Genomic DNA, 17317 nt, shown 5'->3' with positions numbered 1-17317 from the left:
CGCATGCACGGCGGCCTGGCCGGACGCACCGAAAGCGTCGATGAAGGGACTGTCGCAAAACCCTGGGTGCCACGCCCGCTGGACGGGCGTGAGTTCAAGGTTGTAGCTGAAAGCCCCCGCACGCCCGTCCAGCGGGCGTGGCACCCGGAGCCCTTCACTGCAGTTTGCGACTGTCTCTGAATCGCCGGACTCCCATCGGCATCGTGCAGCCCCCCAGCTAACGTTGCGGCGGGGGGATCCAGCCGGACGCGGCCATGTCGACGGCGTCTCCCGCAAACGTCACCCCTTCCCGTTCGAGCAGTTCCCTCTGCTGGAAGCCAAGCGAAGGGTGTCGGCGGGTGATGGGAAACCGGCCCTGCTTCGAGACGACACGCCACCACGGCACGTCGTCCGGGCAGCGGGCCATCCACCTTCCCACCTGGAATCCCGTCGCAGGTTCGAAGAGGGCGGCACCCACCTCCCCGTACGAGGCGCACTTCCCCTCTGGAATCGAGCGCACGATCGCCCAGAGCGCGTCGAGGGTCACAGCCAAGCCACCTGCTCCGGCGCCCCGTGGGCGATGAGGTCGGCGACGCTCGACGCACCCGGAACCTGGATCGCGATCAGGGGCACTGCCGAACAGGGTTCGATGCGCCACGGCTCGCCCGGTACCGGAACGCTCTCGCGCCCCCTCTCGGTGGCCATGCGCCAAACCTCCTGCGGGCTCACCGGACGTCCCCGCGCGTGCGACGTCGCCAACGCCTCGCGCATCTCCGCGAACATGTCGATCGGGCCGCTGCTCGCCGCCGAGTCCAAGCCCAACCCCACCGGAATGCCCGCGTCGAGCATCTCCCGGACCGGCGCCGCGGGACACTCGAGGCGCCGATTCGACCGGGGACAGTGCGCCACCGTCACGCCGCCCTCGGCCATCAGCTCCAGATCTCCGTCCTCGATCGCGCAGCAGTGGACGAACTGGACGCCCTTCCGCACGCAACCCAGCAGCGCCAACGTCCCGACCACGCTCATCCCACTCGGCCGGACCGGCAGGTTCGCGAGGCGGTAGAAATCCGCGATCGGGCCTTCCCCGTAGCGCGTGAACTGCGATTCGTGCTCGGTTTCGGCCACGTGGATACTCAAGGGATGGCCACTCCCGCCCAAGGCGCGCAGCGGCTCCGGCGCCACGGTGTGGTGCGCGTGGGGGTTCGCATAGACGGGCCCCCCGAACGCTTCGCGATTCCGCGCGGCCCGCTCCAACACCTGCTCGAGCTTCTGGCCGGGGTCGGCGTACTCCCGAAGCGTGATCACCTCTTGGAAGATCACCCCGTCGAGTCCCGTCGCGGCCATCGCCTCGCCCGAGCCCGGCCGGTCCGAATGCTCGGCCACCCAGGCCACGCCCGTCGCCCGGTTCAGCGCGCCGGCGCGGAGGGCATCCGCCCGCACGTCGTCCGGGTTCTGATCCGCCTTCATCCGGGTGAGTTCGCGGATCCAAGACCAGTAGTCGTCCCCGGTCACCCGGCCCTCCAGCCCGAGGTACTCGAAATGCGAGTGGGCGTTGACGAACGCCGGCGAGACGACGTAGGGTTCGGGAATCCCGGTGTGGGGGCGCAACGCGACGATCCGCCCCTCCTCGACCTCGAGCTCCAAACCCAGCTCGAGATCCCCGTCGATCACCACGCCGTACGGTCGAACGATCACAGGGCGACGTTCCAGGCGCGGTCCAGTCCGTCGCGTGTCAGCGACTTGGCGTGCATATCCCCAAAGAGCGTGTTGTAGCGGTATTTGCCCAGCAGCTCGAACATGGTGCCGAAATCGTCCTCCATCGTGATCGCTCGAGCCGAACCGTGCCAGTGGCCGGCCCCGTCGAACAGGACGTTCACGTCGGCGGGGAGCTGGAACCGGGTCTGGGTGAAGGCGCGGAAAGCGATCTCCGTGCGGAAGAAGTAGCTGGAGCCGAAGGTCGCGAACATCGAAGGCGCGGATTCGAAACGCTCGCCGAAGTGGTTGTCCAGCACCTGGGTTCCCGTATCGGAAGGGCAGTGGAACACGCCTTGGTTCTTCAGATAGGGCTGCAGGGCTTCGCTGAGCAAGGGCATGTACGGAATGCGCGCGTAAAACTCCGGCTCGTGCGCCCAAATGTCGGGCGCGTACTTGTCCGAAGCGTCGAGAGCGTGTGGAAACACGTCGTCGTAGTCGGCCATGTAGAGCAGGATCGACGAACCGATCTGCTTGAGGTTGGAGATGCAGGTCGCCTGCTTGGCCGCGGCCTTGGCGCGGGCAAAGACGGGAAACAGCAGCGCGGCAAGCAAAGCGATGATCGCGACGACGACCATCAGCTCGATCAACGTGAATCCCCGGCGCGAGTGGTTCTTCATGGACACTCCATTAAACGCAAGCCAACCCCCGAAGGTTGCCACGCCCCAAACCCCACACCGCACACCCCAAACCCCACACCCCACACCGCACACCCCAAACCCCACACCCCACACCGCACACCCCAAACCCCACACCGCACACCCCAAACCCCACACCGCACACCCACACAAGGTATAATCCCCGTTTGCGTCGAGCCCGTTTTCGATGCGAGGACCCTACCCTTGGCAAAGACCATCGACTTCAAGCCCGAAGAACTGTTCGCCCGCTCTTACGTGGACCGTCTCATCCTCGAAAAACTCACCGAGATGGAGTCTGCGCTCAAGCTGGGCGAACTCGCCGATAAACTCAAACCGCACGGAATCAACCTCACGACCGTTCGGTCGATGCTAGCCTCGAATCCCGGCCGATTTGTCTACTTCGAGCGGCGGTGGATTCCCGCAGCCCGAGTCGAGGGAGCCGGACGCCCGTTCGCGGCGGCCGTCCACCTCGTCGTGGAGCGCTTTGGCGGACCGATGCCGCTCCCCCTCCTGATTCAAGAGGTCGCACTCGTCCGAGACGTGGAGCCCGAGTCCATCGAGGCGCCGCTGACGCGGTTGGTCGACGTCAGCCCCCTGTTCGTCGCGACGAAGACGGGCGACGTCGCCCTGGCGTCGTGGGGCTTCCTCGCCAGCGACGAAACCATCGAGCGCGCCCTTGCCCTCAACGACTTGTCCGTCGAAGAGTTCGAGGAGGCCAAGAAACTCCTCAAGGGCATCGCTTGGCGCAAGCCGGGCGCGGCCGCAACGGCCCTGGAGAAGGCCGCGCCGATGCGTGCCAAGGCCATTGGAGCCGTCGCGTGGAGCGAGATCGACAGCCAAGACCCCCGCACGACGCTCGTTTTCGACGCGCGCAAGTTCTTCGCGGAACTGCTCTCGGTGCCAGGCTATATCTTCGCCGCCGACGGCAAGATCTACCCCGAGGCGGAAACGAAGAAATGGGTGTCCGCCACGGTGAAACTCGCCGACAAGATCGCCCCGACCATCGAGGTCGAGGATGCCGCCCCCATCGAGGTCAAACTCACCGACGTGGAGACCATGGTCAAGAAGATCGTCGCCAGCGATGCGACGCTGACCGCGACGTCGCTGCTCGAGGAGATGTACGAGATCACGCCGGGCACCAAGACGTTCCCCGACGACATGGCGAACGTGATGGCGGCGCTCCAGGGCGAACCGGAAGTGTGGTGGGTCGGTGCGGACCGGTTCCGAAAACCGAACACCGCTCCCGACTTCATCTACTCGGTGCCCGAGCCGTTCCAGTTCGTGCAAACGGAGTTCACCGACGAAGAGGGCGAACGCATCGACGTGGAACTGACCGACGACGGACTCTCCAGTTCGCTGCGCAAACTGCTTTCCCACCCGTTGGCCACGGACGTCCTCGACGAGGAGATCCAACCCGCGCCCAAGACGATGCCGGAGCAACTTCGGCTCGTGCTGAAGTCGATCCACCGCGAACTGGGCACATTCCCTATGTGCCAGATCCCCACGAACTGGCTCGACACCGAACCCACCATCCAAGAGCTGATTCTCATCGATCCGGAAGGCCGGGAGCTCCAGGCGTGGATGAACAACGAAGCGCGGCTGATCTACAACCTGATCGACTGGTGGTACGAGCAGCCGGTGGAGAGCGGCGCCGTCTTCAGCCTGACGAAGACCGCCAAACCCAATGTGTTGGAGTTCGCCTGGCTCGAGCAGACCGACCCCGTCGTCTACATCAGCTCCCAGAGAATGGAAGAGCTTCGCGAGATCCAGACCCGAGCCGACGGCATGAGCACCCTCGACGTCCTGGTCGAGGTCATGGGCCACTGGCCCAAGGGCGCGGACTTCCTAACCATCCTCGCCGAGGTCAACGTGGTGCGACGCACGTCCCGCCGCCTCGTGGCCTCCCTCCTCAGCAGCTACCTTTGCTTCTATCAGCGCTCTGGATCGCCGGTGTGGCACTACGACGCGAAGAAGTACGACCAGGGCTTCGACAAGACGAAGCGCAAGTTCGTGGTGAAGAAGTAGTCGGGTATCCTCCCGGATTGGAATCTTATGGCAAACATCAAGTCGAGCAAGAAAGACATCAAGCGCAGCGAGCGCAAGCGCCTCGTGAACCAAGGCGTGCGCAGCGCGCTGAAGACGCACATCAAGAAGACCAAGGTCGCTGCGGCCGCCGGTGATTCCGAGGCGACCGCCCAGGCGCTGGTCGTGGCGATCAAGTCGTTGGACAAGGCCGTTCAGCGCGGCATCATCCACAAGAACGCCGCCGCACGACGCAAGTCGCGCGTCGCCAAGGCCGCCAACGCGGCGCTCAAGAAGTAGCCGTTACTGGCCCGACTTGATCGACATCACTTCCAACTCGAACACGAGGGTGCTCTTCGGGGGCATGCCCCCGCCCCTTCCCTGCGCGCCGTAGGCGAGCTGGTACGGGATCGTCACGCGCCGCTTGCCACCCGTCTTCATGCCGACCAACCCCTGGTCGAACCCCTTGATCACCTGGCCGCCCCCGAGCTTCACCGTGAACGGCTGGCCCCGGTCGTACGAGTTGTCAAATCCCACACCGTTGAGGAACGTGCCCCGGTAGTGGACCTCCACCGAATCGCCGGCCTTTGCCTCGGGCCCCTCGCCGGGCGCCAACTCCTCGATCGCGATGGCGGGAGTCGCGCCTGGCTTCTGAAGGTAGAGCAACTTGACTTCGAACTTCATCGGCGCGTCCGACTTCAGCCCGCCCACCTGCAGCCCTGGAAACAGTTCGGAGCCGGGAACCTCGATGGTCCGCGAGTCGCCGACGTGCATGCCGACGATGCCCTTGTCGAGCGATGGCATGGGCAGTTGGACGTACCCCTGGATCAGATCGCGCTTGCCCAGTTCGAGGACGAGCGGCGGCCGCTCCTCCGTCGAGTCCACAACGGTTTCGCCGGAAGTGGCTTTGAACCCGACGGTCACCTCGTCGCCGAGGACGGCCGCGGGCGGATCTTGGGGCACGCCCGCAATCGACAGGGCGGCTAGAGCAAGGCCGAAAATCAGCATGGGTGGATGCTACCCCGCGACTTCGGCGTATTCCCGTCGATCGTAAACAAGGTCCGTGGCGATCTTCCACACCTCGGGCTCGATCTTGTTCTCGGGTTGGATCTTCGAGAAGTGCACGATCGCGCTTGTGAGCCCCGCCTCGAGGGCGTAGTGCAGGAACGCCGAGTTCAGAACTTGGCGCGCGGCCGGCCGCAAGCCGAAGCTGATGTTGCTCACCCCGAGGATCGTGTTGGCGTTCGGGTGCCGCTTTCGCAACTCGGCAATGGCCTCGATCGTCGCCTTCCCCGCTTCGCGGAACTCCTCGTCGCCCGAACCGAGCGTGAACGTGAGGCAATCCATGAAAACGTCGTGGTCCGCGATCCCGTGCCCGCGCGTCCGGGCGAGAATCCGCTCGGCCACGGCGACCTTGCGCTCCACGGTCTTGGCCATGCCCTCCTCGTCGATCGTCAGGGCGACGACGGCCGCTCCGTAACGGCGACACAGCGCCAACACCCGTTCCAGCCGTTCGCCCCCGTCTTCGTAGTTCACCGAGTTCACGATGGGCTTGCCGGCAAGGTGCTGCAGCGACGCCTCGATCACGTTGACCTCGGTCGAGTCGATCATCAGGGGAACCGTGACCTGGCGGTTGTAGTGCGAAAGCAGCGTCCGCATGTCCCGCTCCTCGTCGCGGCCCACATACGCGGTACAGACGTCCAGCACGTGCGACCCCTCGCCCTCGAGTTCGCGCGCCAGCTCCGTGAGCCCCTCCCAGTTCTCCGCGGCCAGCATCTCGCGGAACGCTTTGCTTCCGTTGGCGTTGGTCTTCTCGCCGACAATGAGGAAGCTCGTGTCCTGCCGATACGGTTGGAACTGGTAGAGGCTCGAACACCCCACGAGGGCGAACGCCGCCTCCTGCTCCTCGCCACGGATCTCGAAATCGAAACCTGGAAAGACGCCCAGAACGCGGAGCCAGTGGCAATCCGCGGAATGCGCCCGACCGCCGACCTCCCCGGCCACGGCGCGGATGTGCTCTGGCGTCGTGCCGCAGCAGCCGCCGCAAAGCGCCGCCCCGTGGTCCCGGACGAATCGGTCGTGGTGCGAAGCCAACTCCTCCGGAGTCAGCTTGTACACGGCCTGACCCGCCTTCATCTGCGGGAGACCCGCGTTGGGCTGGATGCTCAAGGGGCGGGTGCTGTTGTTCCCGAGGAAGCGCACGTGGGGCGCCATCTCGACCGGCCCCGTCGCGCAGTTGATGCCGATCGCGCTGACGGAGGGAAACGCCTCGAGCATGTTGAGAGCCGCCCCGATCTCGGTGCCCATGAGCATCGTGCCCGTCTGCTCCATGGTGACCTGCACGAACAGCGGCACCCGTCGCCCCGACTCGGCCATCGCCCTCTCCGCCGCGACGATGCCCGCCTTGACCATCAGGAGGTCCTGCAGCGTCTCCAGCATCAGCGCGTCTGCGCCGCCTTCGAGCAATCCCAGGAAAGCACGGCCGTAGGTGTGCTCCAACTCGGCCCAACTCGTTTGGCCCAAGCTGACGAGCTTGGTGCCGGGCCCGAGAGCCCCCACGACGAAGCGAGGTTTCGCGGGGGTCGAATAGCGTTGGGCCGTCCGAGCGGCGATCCGTGCCGAGGCGAGTGCCAACTCGTACTCCAACTCGGCGATCTCGTACTCGGCGAGCACGATGGAAGTCGCGCCGAACGTGTTGGTCTCCACGAGGTCGGCCCCCGCCTCGAAGTAGCGGGCATGGATCGCCTCGATCGCGTCCGGGCGCGTGAGCGAGAGCAGTTCGTTGCAGCCCTCCAAGGTGCGGCCCCCCAAACGCGCGCACGCTGCCGTGGACTCCGGACCGGCAGCTTGACCCTCCCGAAGCACGAAGTCTGCCTCCACCAGTCCGGCAGCCTGGATCTGCGTGCCCATGGCACCGTCCCACACCAAGACGCGCTCGGCGAGGACGTCCAGCAGGGCGGATTCCAACTTCATAAGACCATTATGGACCCCCGCGCCCGTAAGACCACCGTCGGTAGGCTTGCGGTCAGCAAGGATGCCGGATTCGTCCGGTGCCGGTAGAAGGCACGGGAACGGCGCGCCGCATTCGACCGAAATCTCCCTTGGGTGGCACCAAATCTGGGAGAGAAGAATGCTCTTTAGTCTCGCCATCGTGGCTGTGGGTCTTGCGTCGGTTGCGGGCGCTTGGGGTCTGTTGAAGGACTCCACGTCCGAAGAGCTGTAAACCCGCGCCATCCTCCTGTGCCGGCCGGCTCCACGCTGCTGTGGGGTCGGCCCTTTTCCTTCATGGCAGGACTCCGTCGGATGCGCGTCAAACCAATCGGCATGGCCACTACTCCCGCCGCCCGCTCGGTTGAACTCGATGCCCACATGCTCGCAGAGTGCCGCACGGCCTTTGCCAGCGATCCCCGCAACCGTCAGGCGATGAACGCCCTATGCACGACGCCCCTCGCCAAGGCGGCCCTGAACCGCAGCCGGGTCGTCCTCGTCGACCACTCGTTCAGCCATCACCTCAAGGAGGGCGCGAGCACCTCCCAGAACCAGAGCGGCCGGTGCTGGCTGTTCGCCGCGCTCAACACGCTCCGAGCCCAAGCCCGATCGAACATGAACGTGGGCGATGAGTTCGAGCTCAGCCAGAGCTACCTGACGTTCTGGGACAAGTTTGAAAAGGCGAACTTCTTCCTCGAGTCCATCTTGGGCACCCTCGAGGAGCCGGAGGGCAGTCGCCTCCTCAGTTGGCTGCTGGCTTCGCCCATTCAAGACGGGGGGCAGTGGCACATGTTCGTGAGCCTCGTGAAGAAGTACGGAGTGGTTCCCAAGACCGTGATGCCCGAAACCGACAGCAGCAGCGCGACCGGTCCCATGGTGTTTCAAGTCACCCACGTGCTTCGGGACGCCGCGTGGAGATTGCGCCGCATGGCTTCGGAAGGGAGTTCCGAGGACGCTCTGCGCGCCACGAAGAACGCGGCGATGAAGGACGTGTACCGGATGCTCGCGGTGCACCTGGGAGAGCCCCCGACACGCTTCCATTGGCAGTGGCGGGACAAAGACCGCGCGTTCGTGCGCGATGGCGAAATCACACCGCAGGAGTTCTACGAGCGCCACCTGCACGCGGATCTCGATCAGAAGATCTGCCTCATCCACGATCCGAGGCCTCAGCACCCGTTCAACCGCCTCTACACGGTCCAGTATCTGGGCAACGTCGTCGGAGGCGATCCCATCGCCTACGTGAACGTCGAGATGCCCGTGATGAAGCGGGCGGCGATCGCCCAGCTCGTCGACGGCGAGCCCGTGTGGTTCGGCAACGATGTGGGCAAGCATCTCGACCGCGACCTCGGCGTGATGGACCTTGAGATCCACGACACGGCGCTGCTCTACGGCGTGACGCCGACGATCGACAAGGCGGGACGGCTCAGCTACGGCCAATCGCAGATGACGCACGCCATGGTGTTCACCGGGGTCGACCTCGACGAGGCGGGACGGCCGCTGAAGTGGCGGGTCGAGAACTCGTGGGGCGACAAGTGCGGCGACAAGGGCTACCTTCAGATGACCGACCGGTGGTTCGACGAGTACATGTACGAGGTCGTCGTCGATCAGCGCCACGTGTCCGACGAGGTGAGGGCCGTGCTCGAGCAGGAACCCATCGAACTGGATCCGTGGGATCCGATGGGGTCGCTGGCCTAGCGACCGCTCATCAGTTCGAAGCGGGCGACACGCTCCTTGCGTGGGCTGAACACGCGCACGGCGAACGATCGCGACCGGCGCACCGCCTCCGACGCGGGAAGATCCAGCAGGTACCAGGCGGAGTGAAATCCACCCAACCGAATTCCCTGCAGCCCCGAGGGTTGCCGAAACTCGGGGACCATCGCCTGGAGGAACGGCATCGCATCGACCCAGTCCCTACGCTCGAGCGGACCCGCCGAGCGGGCCTGCTCGCGCAGGAGGAGGGCCGCATGGGGCTCGGTCAACGTAGGTTGCGGGCGAGGGTGCGCCCATTGGATTTCCGCACGGTAGGGCGATCCAAAGGCGCCTGCTTCCGGTAGGTCGCCGCCCGCGGTCACCAAGAAACGCACGTCATCGACCTCCGCAGGGTCACCCTTGCCTGTCAAGCCGTAGTCCGGATCCACCCACTTCGGATAGGCGGAGAGGTGAACGACCAGCACGATCCGCCCGTCGAACAGGGTCCGCACGGCGTCCCACCGCAACTGGATCTCGCCGGGAAACCACTTCTCCTTGGCTTCGAGGTACCCGAGCCATCGTGAGACGAACGAAGGCGAGACCCAAAGCGCCTCTTCCACGTCGCGCTTGATGCGGCCGTCGAACCACACGCCGAGGATGGCCCGGTCCTCCTCCCGTGTCCGATCGATCCCCTTCCCCGCCATGTACAGGGCCGCGCCCCGCCTCACCTCGTGCGGGATGGGGCTTGGAGGGAACGCGATGGGACGCAGGACCGCGAAGGCGGCCGCAAAGGACAAGAGCATCTCAAGGGAATTATCGGAAGGGGCGTGCCAGAATCGAAGCGTGCAGTTCGATCTCCTGGTACGCGGCGGCACCCTGGCGACGGCGAACGGAACGTTCGAAGGCGACATCGGCATCGCCGAAGGCCGGATCGCCGCCGTGGGCGCCCTGGACGACGCCTCGGCCGCGGAAGTGCTCGACGCCACCCATCTGACCGTGTTGCCGGGTGTGATCGACTCCCACACGCACATGCGGGAGCCGGGGCTGGAACAAAAGGAGAACCTCGCGTCGGGAACGCGCGCGGCGGTGCTTGGGGGCGTCACCACCCTTTTCGAGATGCCGAACACCACTCCTCCGACGGTCAGCCGCGAGGCTCTCGAAGACAAACTCTCGCGGGCGCGGGGCAGGGCGTGGACCGATCACGCCTTCTACATCGGGGCGACCCTCGAGAACATCGAGGCCCTGGCCGAGTTGGAAACGCTTCCCGGAGCGTGCGGCGTGAAGCTGTTCATGGGCAGTTCGACCGGCGACCTGCTCGTGAGCGAGGACCCCGACGTGTTGCGCGTGCTGAAGTCGGGGACCCGCCGAATCGCCGTCCACTCCGAGGACGAGCCGCGCCTGAGGGAGCGGATCGCCGCCTTTGCGCATCCGAAGGTCGAGCAACACCCGCTCATTCGCGACTCCGAGTGTGCGCGGCTGGCAACCGAGCGCTTGATCCGCATGTGCGAGGAGACGCGGCGTCCCGTCCACATCCTGCACGTCAGCACCGCGGAGGAGATCCCTCTGATCGTCGAGGCCAAGCGCCGCGGCCTGCCCGTCAGCGCCGAGGTTTGCCCGCAGCACCTGTTCTTCGCGGCTCCGGACTGCTACACGCGCCTTGGAACGCGGGCGCAGCAGAACCCGCCGCTGCGCGACGCCACGCACCAGGCGGCGCTGAGGGCCGCCTTGGCCGCAGGCGTGTTCGACACCGTGGGCACCGACCATGCGCCCCATCTGGTCGAGGAGAAGGCCCGTCCGTATCCCCTCAGCCCAAGCGGCATGCCCGGGGTGCAAACGCTCGTGCCGGTCATGCTCACCCTGGTCAGCCAGGGGGTTCTCGGCCTCGGGCAGTTCGTCAGGGCTGTGAGCGAAGGGCCCGTCCGACTCTTCGCCATCGAGGGCAAGGGCGCCCTTGCGGAGGGCATGGACGCCGATTTGACGGTGGTGGACCTCGAGGCGGAGCGGGTGCTCGAGCAGTCGTGGATCGCGTCGCGCTGCGGCTGGAGCCCCTATTTGGGCGAGCGACTCCGCGGGTGGCCCGTCCACACGGTGGTGCGAGGGGCCGTCGCGGTGCGCGACGGCGAGCTGTTCGGGAATCCGAGCGGCGTCCCGGTACGGTTTGGGAGGATGGTCTGATGGAGTTGTCGCAGTTCCTTCGCCGAGGATTCGACTACGACCTCTGGGCGAACCGCCAGTGGATTCGGGCCCTGGGAGGATTCCAAGACATGGGACGCGCCCAGAAGGTGGTCGAACACATCTTGGGGACGCAGCGCTGGTGGTTGGGGGCGTGTGGCGTCGAAATCGTGCAGGCGCGGGTCGACATCGGTCTCGAAGTGCTGTTCGCGGAGACGACCAACGCGTGGAAGGCGTTCGTGGAGGCCGAAGACTTGGATGCGGAGTTCCAGGTCCCGCTGCGTCGTGGCGATGCCACGTTCACGCTGGCTCAGATGGCGATGCACGTGGTCAACCACGGCACGTACCATCGCGGGCAACTGCGCGGTCTGGCCCAAGCCGAGGGTTACGACGCGTATCCCGAGACCGATCTCATCCTGTTCCTTCTGGAGTAGCCCTGGAGTATCCTTCGGGCATGCCCAAGCTCGTTCTCATCCGCCACGGCCAGTCTCTTTGGAACCTCGAGAATCGATTCACCGGTTGGGTCGACGTTCCCCTGACGGCTGCGGGCGAGGAGGAGGCCAGGGCGGCCGCAAGCGCGATCCGGGAGATCGCGTTCGATGTTGCCTACACGAGCGCGCTTACCCGGGCCCAGCGGACGCTGGAGATCCTCTTGGAGGAGTTGGGGGTCAAACTGCCGATCATCCGAGACCAAGCCCTCAACGAGCGGTTTTACGGCGATCTCCAAGGGTTGAACAAGGACGAGCTTCGCGCGCAGTACGGCCCCGAGCAGGTCAAACTGTGGCGTCGAAGCTACGACACGCCGCCTCCGGGGGGCGAGTCGCTCAAGGACACCGCCGCACGCACCCTGCCCTTCTTCGAGCGGTGCATCCTGGGCGATATTCGGCAGGGAAAGAACGTGTTGGTCGTGGCCCACGGCAACTCGAACCGATCGATCGTGATGAAGCTGGACAACCTCACCGGAGACGAAGTGGTCGGCCTCGAGCTCGCCACAGGCGCGCCGCGCATCTACGATCTGGACGAGAACGGCCACCCCCGCTAACCCCCAAGGACAAAGGACCAAGACCCAAGGCCCAAGGCCCAACAACCAATCAGGGCCGTTTCGTTGCCTTCACCGTCCGGTCTTCCAACACGGAGATCCGCTCTTCGAGTTCGCCCACGTAATCCGTGAGCCTTTCGGAGAGCGATTCGGCATCCTCTTCCCACACGCGGTGCGCGCGTGTGAGCAGCACGCCGGTCGCCGTACCGACGATCATCCCGAGCAGGAACCCTTCTCCGAGCTTCACGGGACCGTTTTACCCGAGGGACGCGAATCCGCAGTGGGACCTCGGTCAAACGCAAAGGGCCGACGACCAATCTGGTCATCGGCCCTTTCGCTTGTTCTCCGGTTCCCTACCGCGTGGCGGTGAGGATCGCGGAGACGCTCGTGGTGCCTCGCGTCGCGGTCACCAGGGTGGCCAGGGTCCGCGAAACGCGCCGCGTTTGGACGGTGAACTCCAGGTAGGTCGCACCCGCCGGGATCGTGATCGACGAGGGAATCGTCGCCACGAGCGGGTTGGACTGGCTGAGGCTCACCACGACTCCGCCGGCCGGCGCCGGCGAGTCCAGCGTGACGCGGCAGATCGAGGTGGATCCACCGCGCACCTTCGGCGGCGTGAACGAGATGCCGACCACGCCGACCGCACGAATCTGGAGCGTCGCAGTCGAGCTCAAGGCTCCGGCGGTGGCCGTAATGTCCGCGTTCACGTTGGACGAGACGATCGACGTATTGACCGTGAAGGTCGCAGACGAAGCCCCGGTCGGGATAGTCACCGTCGCAGGGACGGTGGCAGCTCCGTTGTTGCTGCTCAGGCTCACGATCACATCGCTCGAAACGGCCGCACCGAGCGACACCGTTCCGGTCGAACTGTCGCCGCCCACCACCGACGTCGGGTTGAGCGACAGACCGAGCGTGGAACTCAACACGGTCAGGGTCCGAACGATCGAAACCGGGCCGCGCGAGGCCGTGATGTCCACCGTCTGGTCGCCCAGAACGGCACCCGTGGTCGTCGTGATCGTGAAGGTGCCCGTGGTCGAACCCGCGGGGATCGTCACGGTCGCCGGCACGGTGACCAGGCTGTTGCTCGCCGAGAGGTTGACCACCGCCCCTCCGGTACCGGCCGCCTTGCTGAGGCTGACCGTTCCGGTCGCGTTCTCCCCGACGTTGACCTGCGTCTTGTCGATGGTGAACGCGATGAGTTCGGACGCGTCGATGAAGAGCGTGCCGACCCGGCTCTGGGCCGAGTAGCCGCCCTGCTGCGGTCGCGTCGCGGTGATCTTGCGTTGGGTGTCGACCGGCTCGTACACCGTCTGGACGGTGAAGCTCTTCGAGGTGTCGCCCGGGTTGAAGGTGATCGTCGTCGGAATGATCTGGTAGCCCGCAGTTCCCGCATCGATCGTCAGATCGACGTCGAACGCGGTACCGGTCTTTCCGTCGAGGGTGACCGTTCCCGTCGCCGCCGTGCCTCCGGTAACCCGGGTGGGATTGAAGGTGACGTTGACCAGATTGGCCGGCAACACGGTCACCGGCTGGCTCTTGCCAACTCCCAACAGGGTCGCCGTCACGTTAGCCACCGTTTGGGCGCCAACACCCTCCGTATCGACCAGGAAGGTCGCGGTGTCCTGCCCGGCGGGAACGATGACCGTCGCTCCGTTCGGGAAGCTCAGGAGACTCGAGTTGTCTGTGGAGAGGTCCACCGTGATGTCGGTGATGGCCGGCTGGAAGAGTCGGACTCTACCTGTGACCTGATTGCCGCCGACGATCGAGTTCGGGCTGACCGTGACCTGCGTCAGCCACGGCTGCACGGTCAGGACTCGGTTGACGAAGTTGCCTTCCAGCGTGGCCCTGATGTTGACGTTGGTCGTCTGGGTCACGGCTTCGGTGAACACGTCGAAGTTGGCCGACTGCTGGCCCCCTGGGATCGTGAGCACCATCGTGTCCTGGAATCCAGAACCGGAGAAGGTTGCCGCCTCATTGTCGAGCGTGAGCACGACGTCGATGCCGCCCGCCGGAGCCGGAAGCGTGAGGTTCACCGTACCGGTGGACGAGGCGCCGAGGCCGCCCGCCACCGAGTTGGGTGTCAGCACGAGGCTGCCGATCGTAGGCAGGCCGAGCCTCAGCTTGATGAGGAAGCCGTCTCGGCGGTTCTGAGTCGTGATGGTCGCGGGTGCCGTGAACGGCGACTCGCGAAGGCCGTACAGAACGCCCGGAATGGCCGTGGTCCCGAAGGCGTCGCCGGTTCGCTTGAAGGCGAACTCCGACAGGAACTCGTTGGCCAACTGACCGGTTGAGACGTACTGCTTGATCGTGCCCGTGCTCGAAACGCGCTGATAGAGACGGAACGAGTCCGAGTAGCCGAACACCCACACGTCGCCCAAGCGGTCCGTGTACGGCGCGTAGACAAACTCGTCGAGGTTGTCGCCGATGTACGTCCCGTAGAGCAGGTTGGAGGCGTTGGCGTTGAGCACCAACAGGAACCCGTCGTCCGTCGGCAACTCGGGCGGCTGCGGCGACGTGTAGGTCGTTCGCAGGCCATCCGTCGTCGTCGGCACGGCACCGAAGCTTGCGCTCGTCGGTTCGTTGGGATCTCCCGCTGGGACCGGGAACGTCAGCGTAAAGCTGGCGATGCCCGAAATGTACGCATTGCCGGAGTTGTCGACGGCGATGCCGCTGACACTCACCGGCGGGGTGGTCCGCAGGTGCGTCGAGTAAACGATCTGCGACGCGTCGAGGTTCACCTTCGTGCAGAACACGAGGGCGCCGGGACCGAAATTCTCGCCGTAAACTCCCGGAGTTCTCGGGAAGTTGAACGAGGAGGCGATGCCGGTGACGTAGGCGTTGCCCGCCGCGTCGATGGCGACGCCCGCGCCGGAATCTCTTCCGTTGCCTCCGATGAGCGCCGAATAGAGGATGGTTCCGCTGCGGTCGTACTTCCGGATGAACGCGTCGTTGAGGCGCAGGAGGCGGCCTCCGGGGAACACGTTGCCCGTCGTCGCGAACGCCGCAAACACCGAGGTGTCCACGTTGGAGTTGTAACCCACCGTGCCCGCCACGTAGGCCTGACCCGAACGGTCGACGGCAAGACCCGTGATCACGTTCGCCGAATTGTTGCCGCTGATGTACCGGCCGTCGGTCTGCGTGAACGATGTCCCGTCGAACGTATAGCGAAGGATGTAGCCATCCTGCGAGAGCGGAACAGAACCGCCGTTCTCAGGCAACGGGTTGGCCGCCGTCGTGTTGCCAACGATCACAAACTCGACCGGATCGGTCGGAGCGGGGTTGTCGTTCGGCACAATCTTGAAGCCGGAGGGCGTCTCAAGGCCGTTTCCGCTGTCGCCACCCCACATCAGCAGCGTGGTCGGCAGAGGGTCCAACACCGTGATCAGACTGTTGGCAAACCGCATGAGGAACGGAACGGTCCCCGGTTGTTGCGTGATCCCATAGGCGCTGGGAGCGATCCCGGCATTCTGGACGGTGATCGTGCCGGGGAAGGGGAGCACGATCCGGATCGTGCCGTTCGGCAGGTTCTGGACCGAGGTCGCCTGCACCCCGGAGATTCCCGGGAGCGCGTTGAGCGCGTTCTTCACCTGGGTGGCGCTCGCGTTGTAAGGCAACATCGAGGTGGTGTGGCCCAACAACCGAAGGGTGAAGGTTCCGCTCGAAGGAGGAGGCCCCGTCGTCAGGGACAGGTACTGAACGTTGCGGTTGTGTCCGGGGAAGTTGCCCGAGGCAGTCGTTCCCACCACCCACACGTTGCCGAACGGATCGACATCGATGAACGAGCCGATGTCGTCGGCAGATCCGCCGACGAGCGCCGAGTAGTCGTGCGTATACGCGTCTCCCTGGAACTTCGTGACGAACATGTCCCATCCGCCGGCAATGGCGAATCCGTAGGGGCCGTAGATCGCGGGGAACATGGACGCTTGCGTGGAACCGGTCAGGTACACGCCGCCATCCTCGTCGGCCACGACCGAACGCACGATGTCGAACCCGTCGTCGCCGCCGTAGTACGAACCGTAAACGAGGGGGTCGATGACCACAGCCTTCGCCGGGTCGTAGGAGCCGAGCGCAAATCCGACCGTGCCGTCCGCAGAGAGGTCGAAGCGGACGGGGACCGGGGAGCGGTGGCCGTTCACCATCTGGTACGCAACGAGGCTTCCGTGCTTGACCGTCCCAAGGCTCGTACCGATTTCCAGTTCGGCCTTCTGGTTCACGTCGACGGATTGGGCTCCGCGAATCGCCATCTTGATGGAGCTCGGGTCGGCTCCGGGTGCAACGATGAGATCGTAACGGGGCGAGCCGTTCTCGACATAGGTGCGAAGATCGATCCCGGGATAGAGGGAGCGCGTCGTCGTCTCTTCGAAACCGCGCACGCCGTTGACCTTCCCGTTCTCGTTGGCGTAGCTCCAGACCATGCGGCCGGGGCCTTCGCCCTCGACGGCGGGATGGAGAGCCGCTCCAAGGAACTCGAGGCCCACGACGTTGCCTTTCCGCCCGTGGGCGCCGTCCTTCTCGGTGCTTCGATAGTGATCGAACACCAGACCGGAATCGGTCACCCACACGTCCACGCCTTTTGCCTGCAAGAGGAACCGGGCGCGGGAATCCCACTGGCCCTTGTTCTCCCTGAACTGCTGCGCCGAGACGCGCAGGCGCTTCTGCATCTGCTCCTGGGTGACGCGATCGACTGGCTTCGCAGACAGCTTCTGGCCGCCGCCCGCCCAACCCGATCCCGATAGGGCCAGCAGCCCCATCACCATGAACCCTGAGAGCAATCCGCGACACCCGCGGTGCTTAGTCTTTCCAAACACGATCAACACACCTCTCGCCCGAGTATAAGTGCCCAACTCCATCATGTCAAACAGGTTCGACCGTAGCGTCGAAGACGTGCGCGACACGATGACCGCATTATAACCCCACGAAGCTCAAGATGCACCGCAGGGCACGGCAATTGAAGGACGGGCTCAACCGTCCGTATTGCTCACGAAATTCGCGGGAATTCGCAAAAAAACGAAAACTGCCCGCCCGCCGAAAGCCGGGG

At 65.1% G+C, this 17317-nt stretch carries 14 protein-coding genes; 6 read left to right on the top strand and 8 right to left on the bottom strand.

All coding sequences use genetic code 11. The features are described 5' to 3' along the window. Nucleotides 1-217: 217 nt before the first annotated feature. The 3 genes from M9921_12115 to M9921_12105 are packed head-to-tail and all read right to left on the bottom strand — an operon-like array spanning nucleotide 218 to nucleotide 2351. On the bottom strand, nucleotides 218-526 hold the full coding sequence (locus tag M9921_12115) for an MGMT family protein (GenBank protein ID MCO5297591.1): 309 nt from the start codon (nucleotides 524-526) through the stop codon (nucleotides 218-220). Beyond that, nucleotides 523-1674: an amidohydrolase family protein gene (locus M9921_12110; GenBank protein MCO5297590.1), complete on the bottom strand. Its 1152-nt coding sequence runs from the start codon at nucleotides 1672-1674 to the stop codon at nucleotides 523-525. The genes M9921_12115 and M9921_12110 overlap by 4 nt, the downstream gene beginning before the upstream one ends. Next, nucleotides 1671-2351: a prepilin-type N-terminal cleavage/methylation domain-containing protein gene (locus M9921_12105; GenBank protein ID MCO5297589.1), complete on the bottom strand. Its 681-nt coding sequence runs from the start codon at nucleotides 2349-2351 to the stop codon at nucleotides 1671-1673. The genes M9921_12110 and M9921_12105 overlap by 4 nt, the downstream gene beginning before the upstream one ends. A gap of 222 nt (nucleotides 2352-2573) precedes the next feature. Here M9921_12105 and M9921_12100 point away from each other — a divergent pair, with 222 nt between their 5' ends. After that, the gene (locus M9921_12100; protein MCO5297588.1) at nucleotides 2574-4394 is read left to right on the top strand and encodes a hypothetical protein; all 1821 of its coding nucleotides are present in this window, start codon (nucleotides 2574-2576) and stop codon (nucleotides 4392-4394) included. 27 nt (nucleotides 4395-4421) lie between these two features. After that, nucleotides 4422-4691: a 30S ribosomal protein S20 gene (rpsT, locus tag M9921_12095; GenBank protein ID MCO5297587.1), complete on the top strand. Its 270-nt coding sequence runs from the start codon at nucleotides 4422-4424 to the stop codon at nucleotides 4689-4691. Nucleotides 4692-4694: 3 nt separating this feature from the next. Here rpsT and M9921_12090 read toward each other — a convergent pair whose 3' ends face one another. Continuing rightward, nucleotides 4695-5399 carry an FKBP-type peptidyl-prolyl cis-trans isomerase gene (locus M9921_12090; GenBank protein ID MCO5297586.1) on the bottom strand — a complete coding sequence of 235 codons (705 nt, stop codon included), beginning with the start codon at nucleotides 5397-5399 and terminating at the stop codon, nucleotides 4695-4697. A gap of 9 nt (nucleotides 5400-5408) precedes the next feature. Continuing rightward, complete coding sequence (locus tag M9921_12085) at nucleotides 5409-7364, bottom strand: homocysteine S-methyltransferase family protein (protein ID MCO5297585.1); 1956 nt, start codon at nucleotides 7362-7364, stop codon at nucleotides 5409-5411. A gap of 351 nt (nucleotides 7365-7715) precedes the next feature. Between M9921_12085 and M9921_12080 the strand changes: the two genes are divergently transcribed. Beyond that, the gene (locus M9921_12080) at nucleotides 7716-9074 is read left to right on the top strand and encodes a C1 family peptidase (protein ID MCO5297584.1); all 1359 of its coding nucleotides are present in this window, start codon (nucleotides 7716-7718) and stop codon (nucleotides 9072-9074) included. On the opposite strand, the gene M9921_12075 is transcribed toward M9921_12080, so the two are convergent. Beyond that, nucleotides 9071-9871, bottom strand: coding sequence for a hypothetical protein (locus tag M9921_12075; GenBank protein ID MCO5297583.1), 801 nt, complete (start codon nucleotides 9869-9871; stop codon nucleotides 9071-9073). The two genes, M9921_12080 and M9921_12075, sit on opposite strands and share 4 nt — an antisense overlap. Before the next feature lie 40 nt (nucleotides 9872-9911). On the opposite strand from M9921_12075, the gene M9921_12070 reads away from it, so the two are divergent. Genes M9921_12070 through M9921_12060 form a run of 3 tightly spaced genes read left to right on the top strand, consistent with a single transcriptional unit; the run spans nucleotide 9912 to nucleotide 12282 of the window. Next, the gene (locus M9921_12070; GenBank protein ID MCO5297582.1) at nucleotides 9912-11243 is read left to right on the top strand and encodes a dihydroorotase; all 1332 of its coding nucleotides are present in this window, start codon (nucleotides 9912-9914) and stop codon (nucleotides 11241-11243) included. After that, on the top strand, nucleotides 11243-11674 hold the full coding sequence (locus tag M9921_12065; protein ID MCO5297581.1) for a hypothetical protein: 432 nt from the start codon (nucleotides 11243-11245) through the stop codon (nucleotides 11672-11674). The genes M9921_12070 and M9921_12065 overlap by 1 nt, the downstream gene beginning before the upstream one ends. Before the next feature lie 20 nt (nucleotides 11675-11694). Next, a complete protein-coding gene (locus M9921_12060) occupies nucleotides 11695-12282 on the top strand; it encodes a 2,3-bisphosphoglycerate-dependent phosphoglycerate mutase (GenBank protein MCO5297580.1) in 588 nt (195 codons plus the stop codon). 49 nt (nucleotides 12283-12331) lie between these two features. On the opposite strand, the gene M9921_12055 is transcribed toward M9921_12060, so the two are convergent. Then, nucleotides 12332-12526: a hypothetical protein gene (locus M9921_12055; GenBank protein ID MCO5297579.1), complete on the bottom strand. Its 195-nt coding sequence runs from the start codon at nucleotides 12524-12526 to the stop codon at nucleotides 12332-12334. A 106-nt stretch (nucleotides 12527-12632) separates the two neighbouring features. Further along, nucleotides 12633-17087 carry an SBBP repeat-containing protein gene (locus M9921_12050; GenBank protein ID MCO5297578.1) on the bottom strand — a complete coding sequence of 1485 codons (4455 nt, stop codon included), beginning with the start codon at nucleotides 17085-17087 and terminating at the stop codon, nucleotides 12633-12635. Nucleotides 17088-17317: the final 230 nt, after the last annotated feature.

It is taken from the genome of Fimbriimonadaceae bacterium, from assembly GCA_023957775.1.
In the GTDB taxonomy this organism is placed as follows: domain Bacteria; phylum Armatimonadota; class Fimbriimonadia; order Fimbriimonadales; family Fimbriimonadaceae; genus JAMLGR01.
Note: the sequence above shows the minus strand (reverse complement) of the source record. Positions and strands in the feature narration are given on the sequence as shown.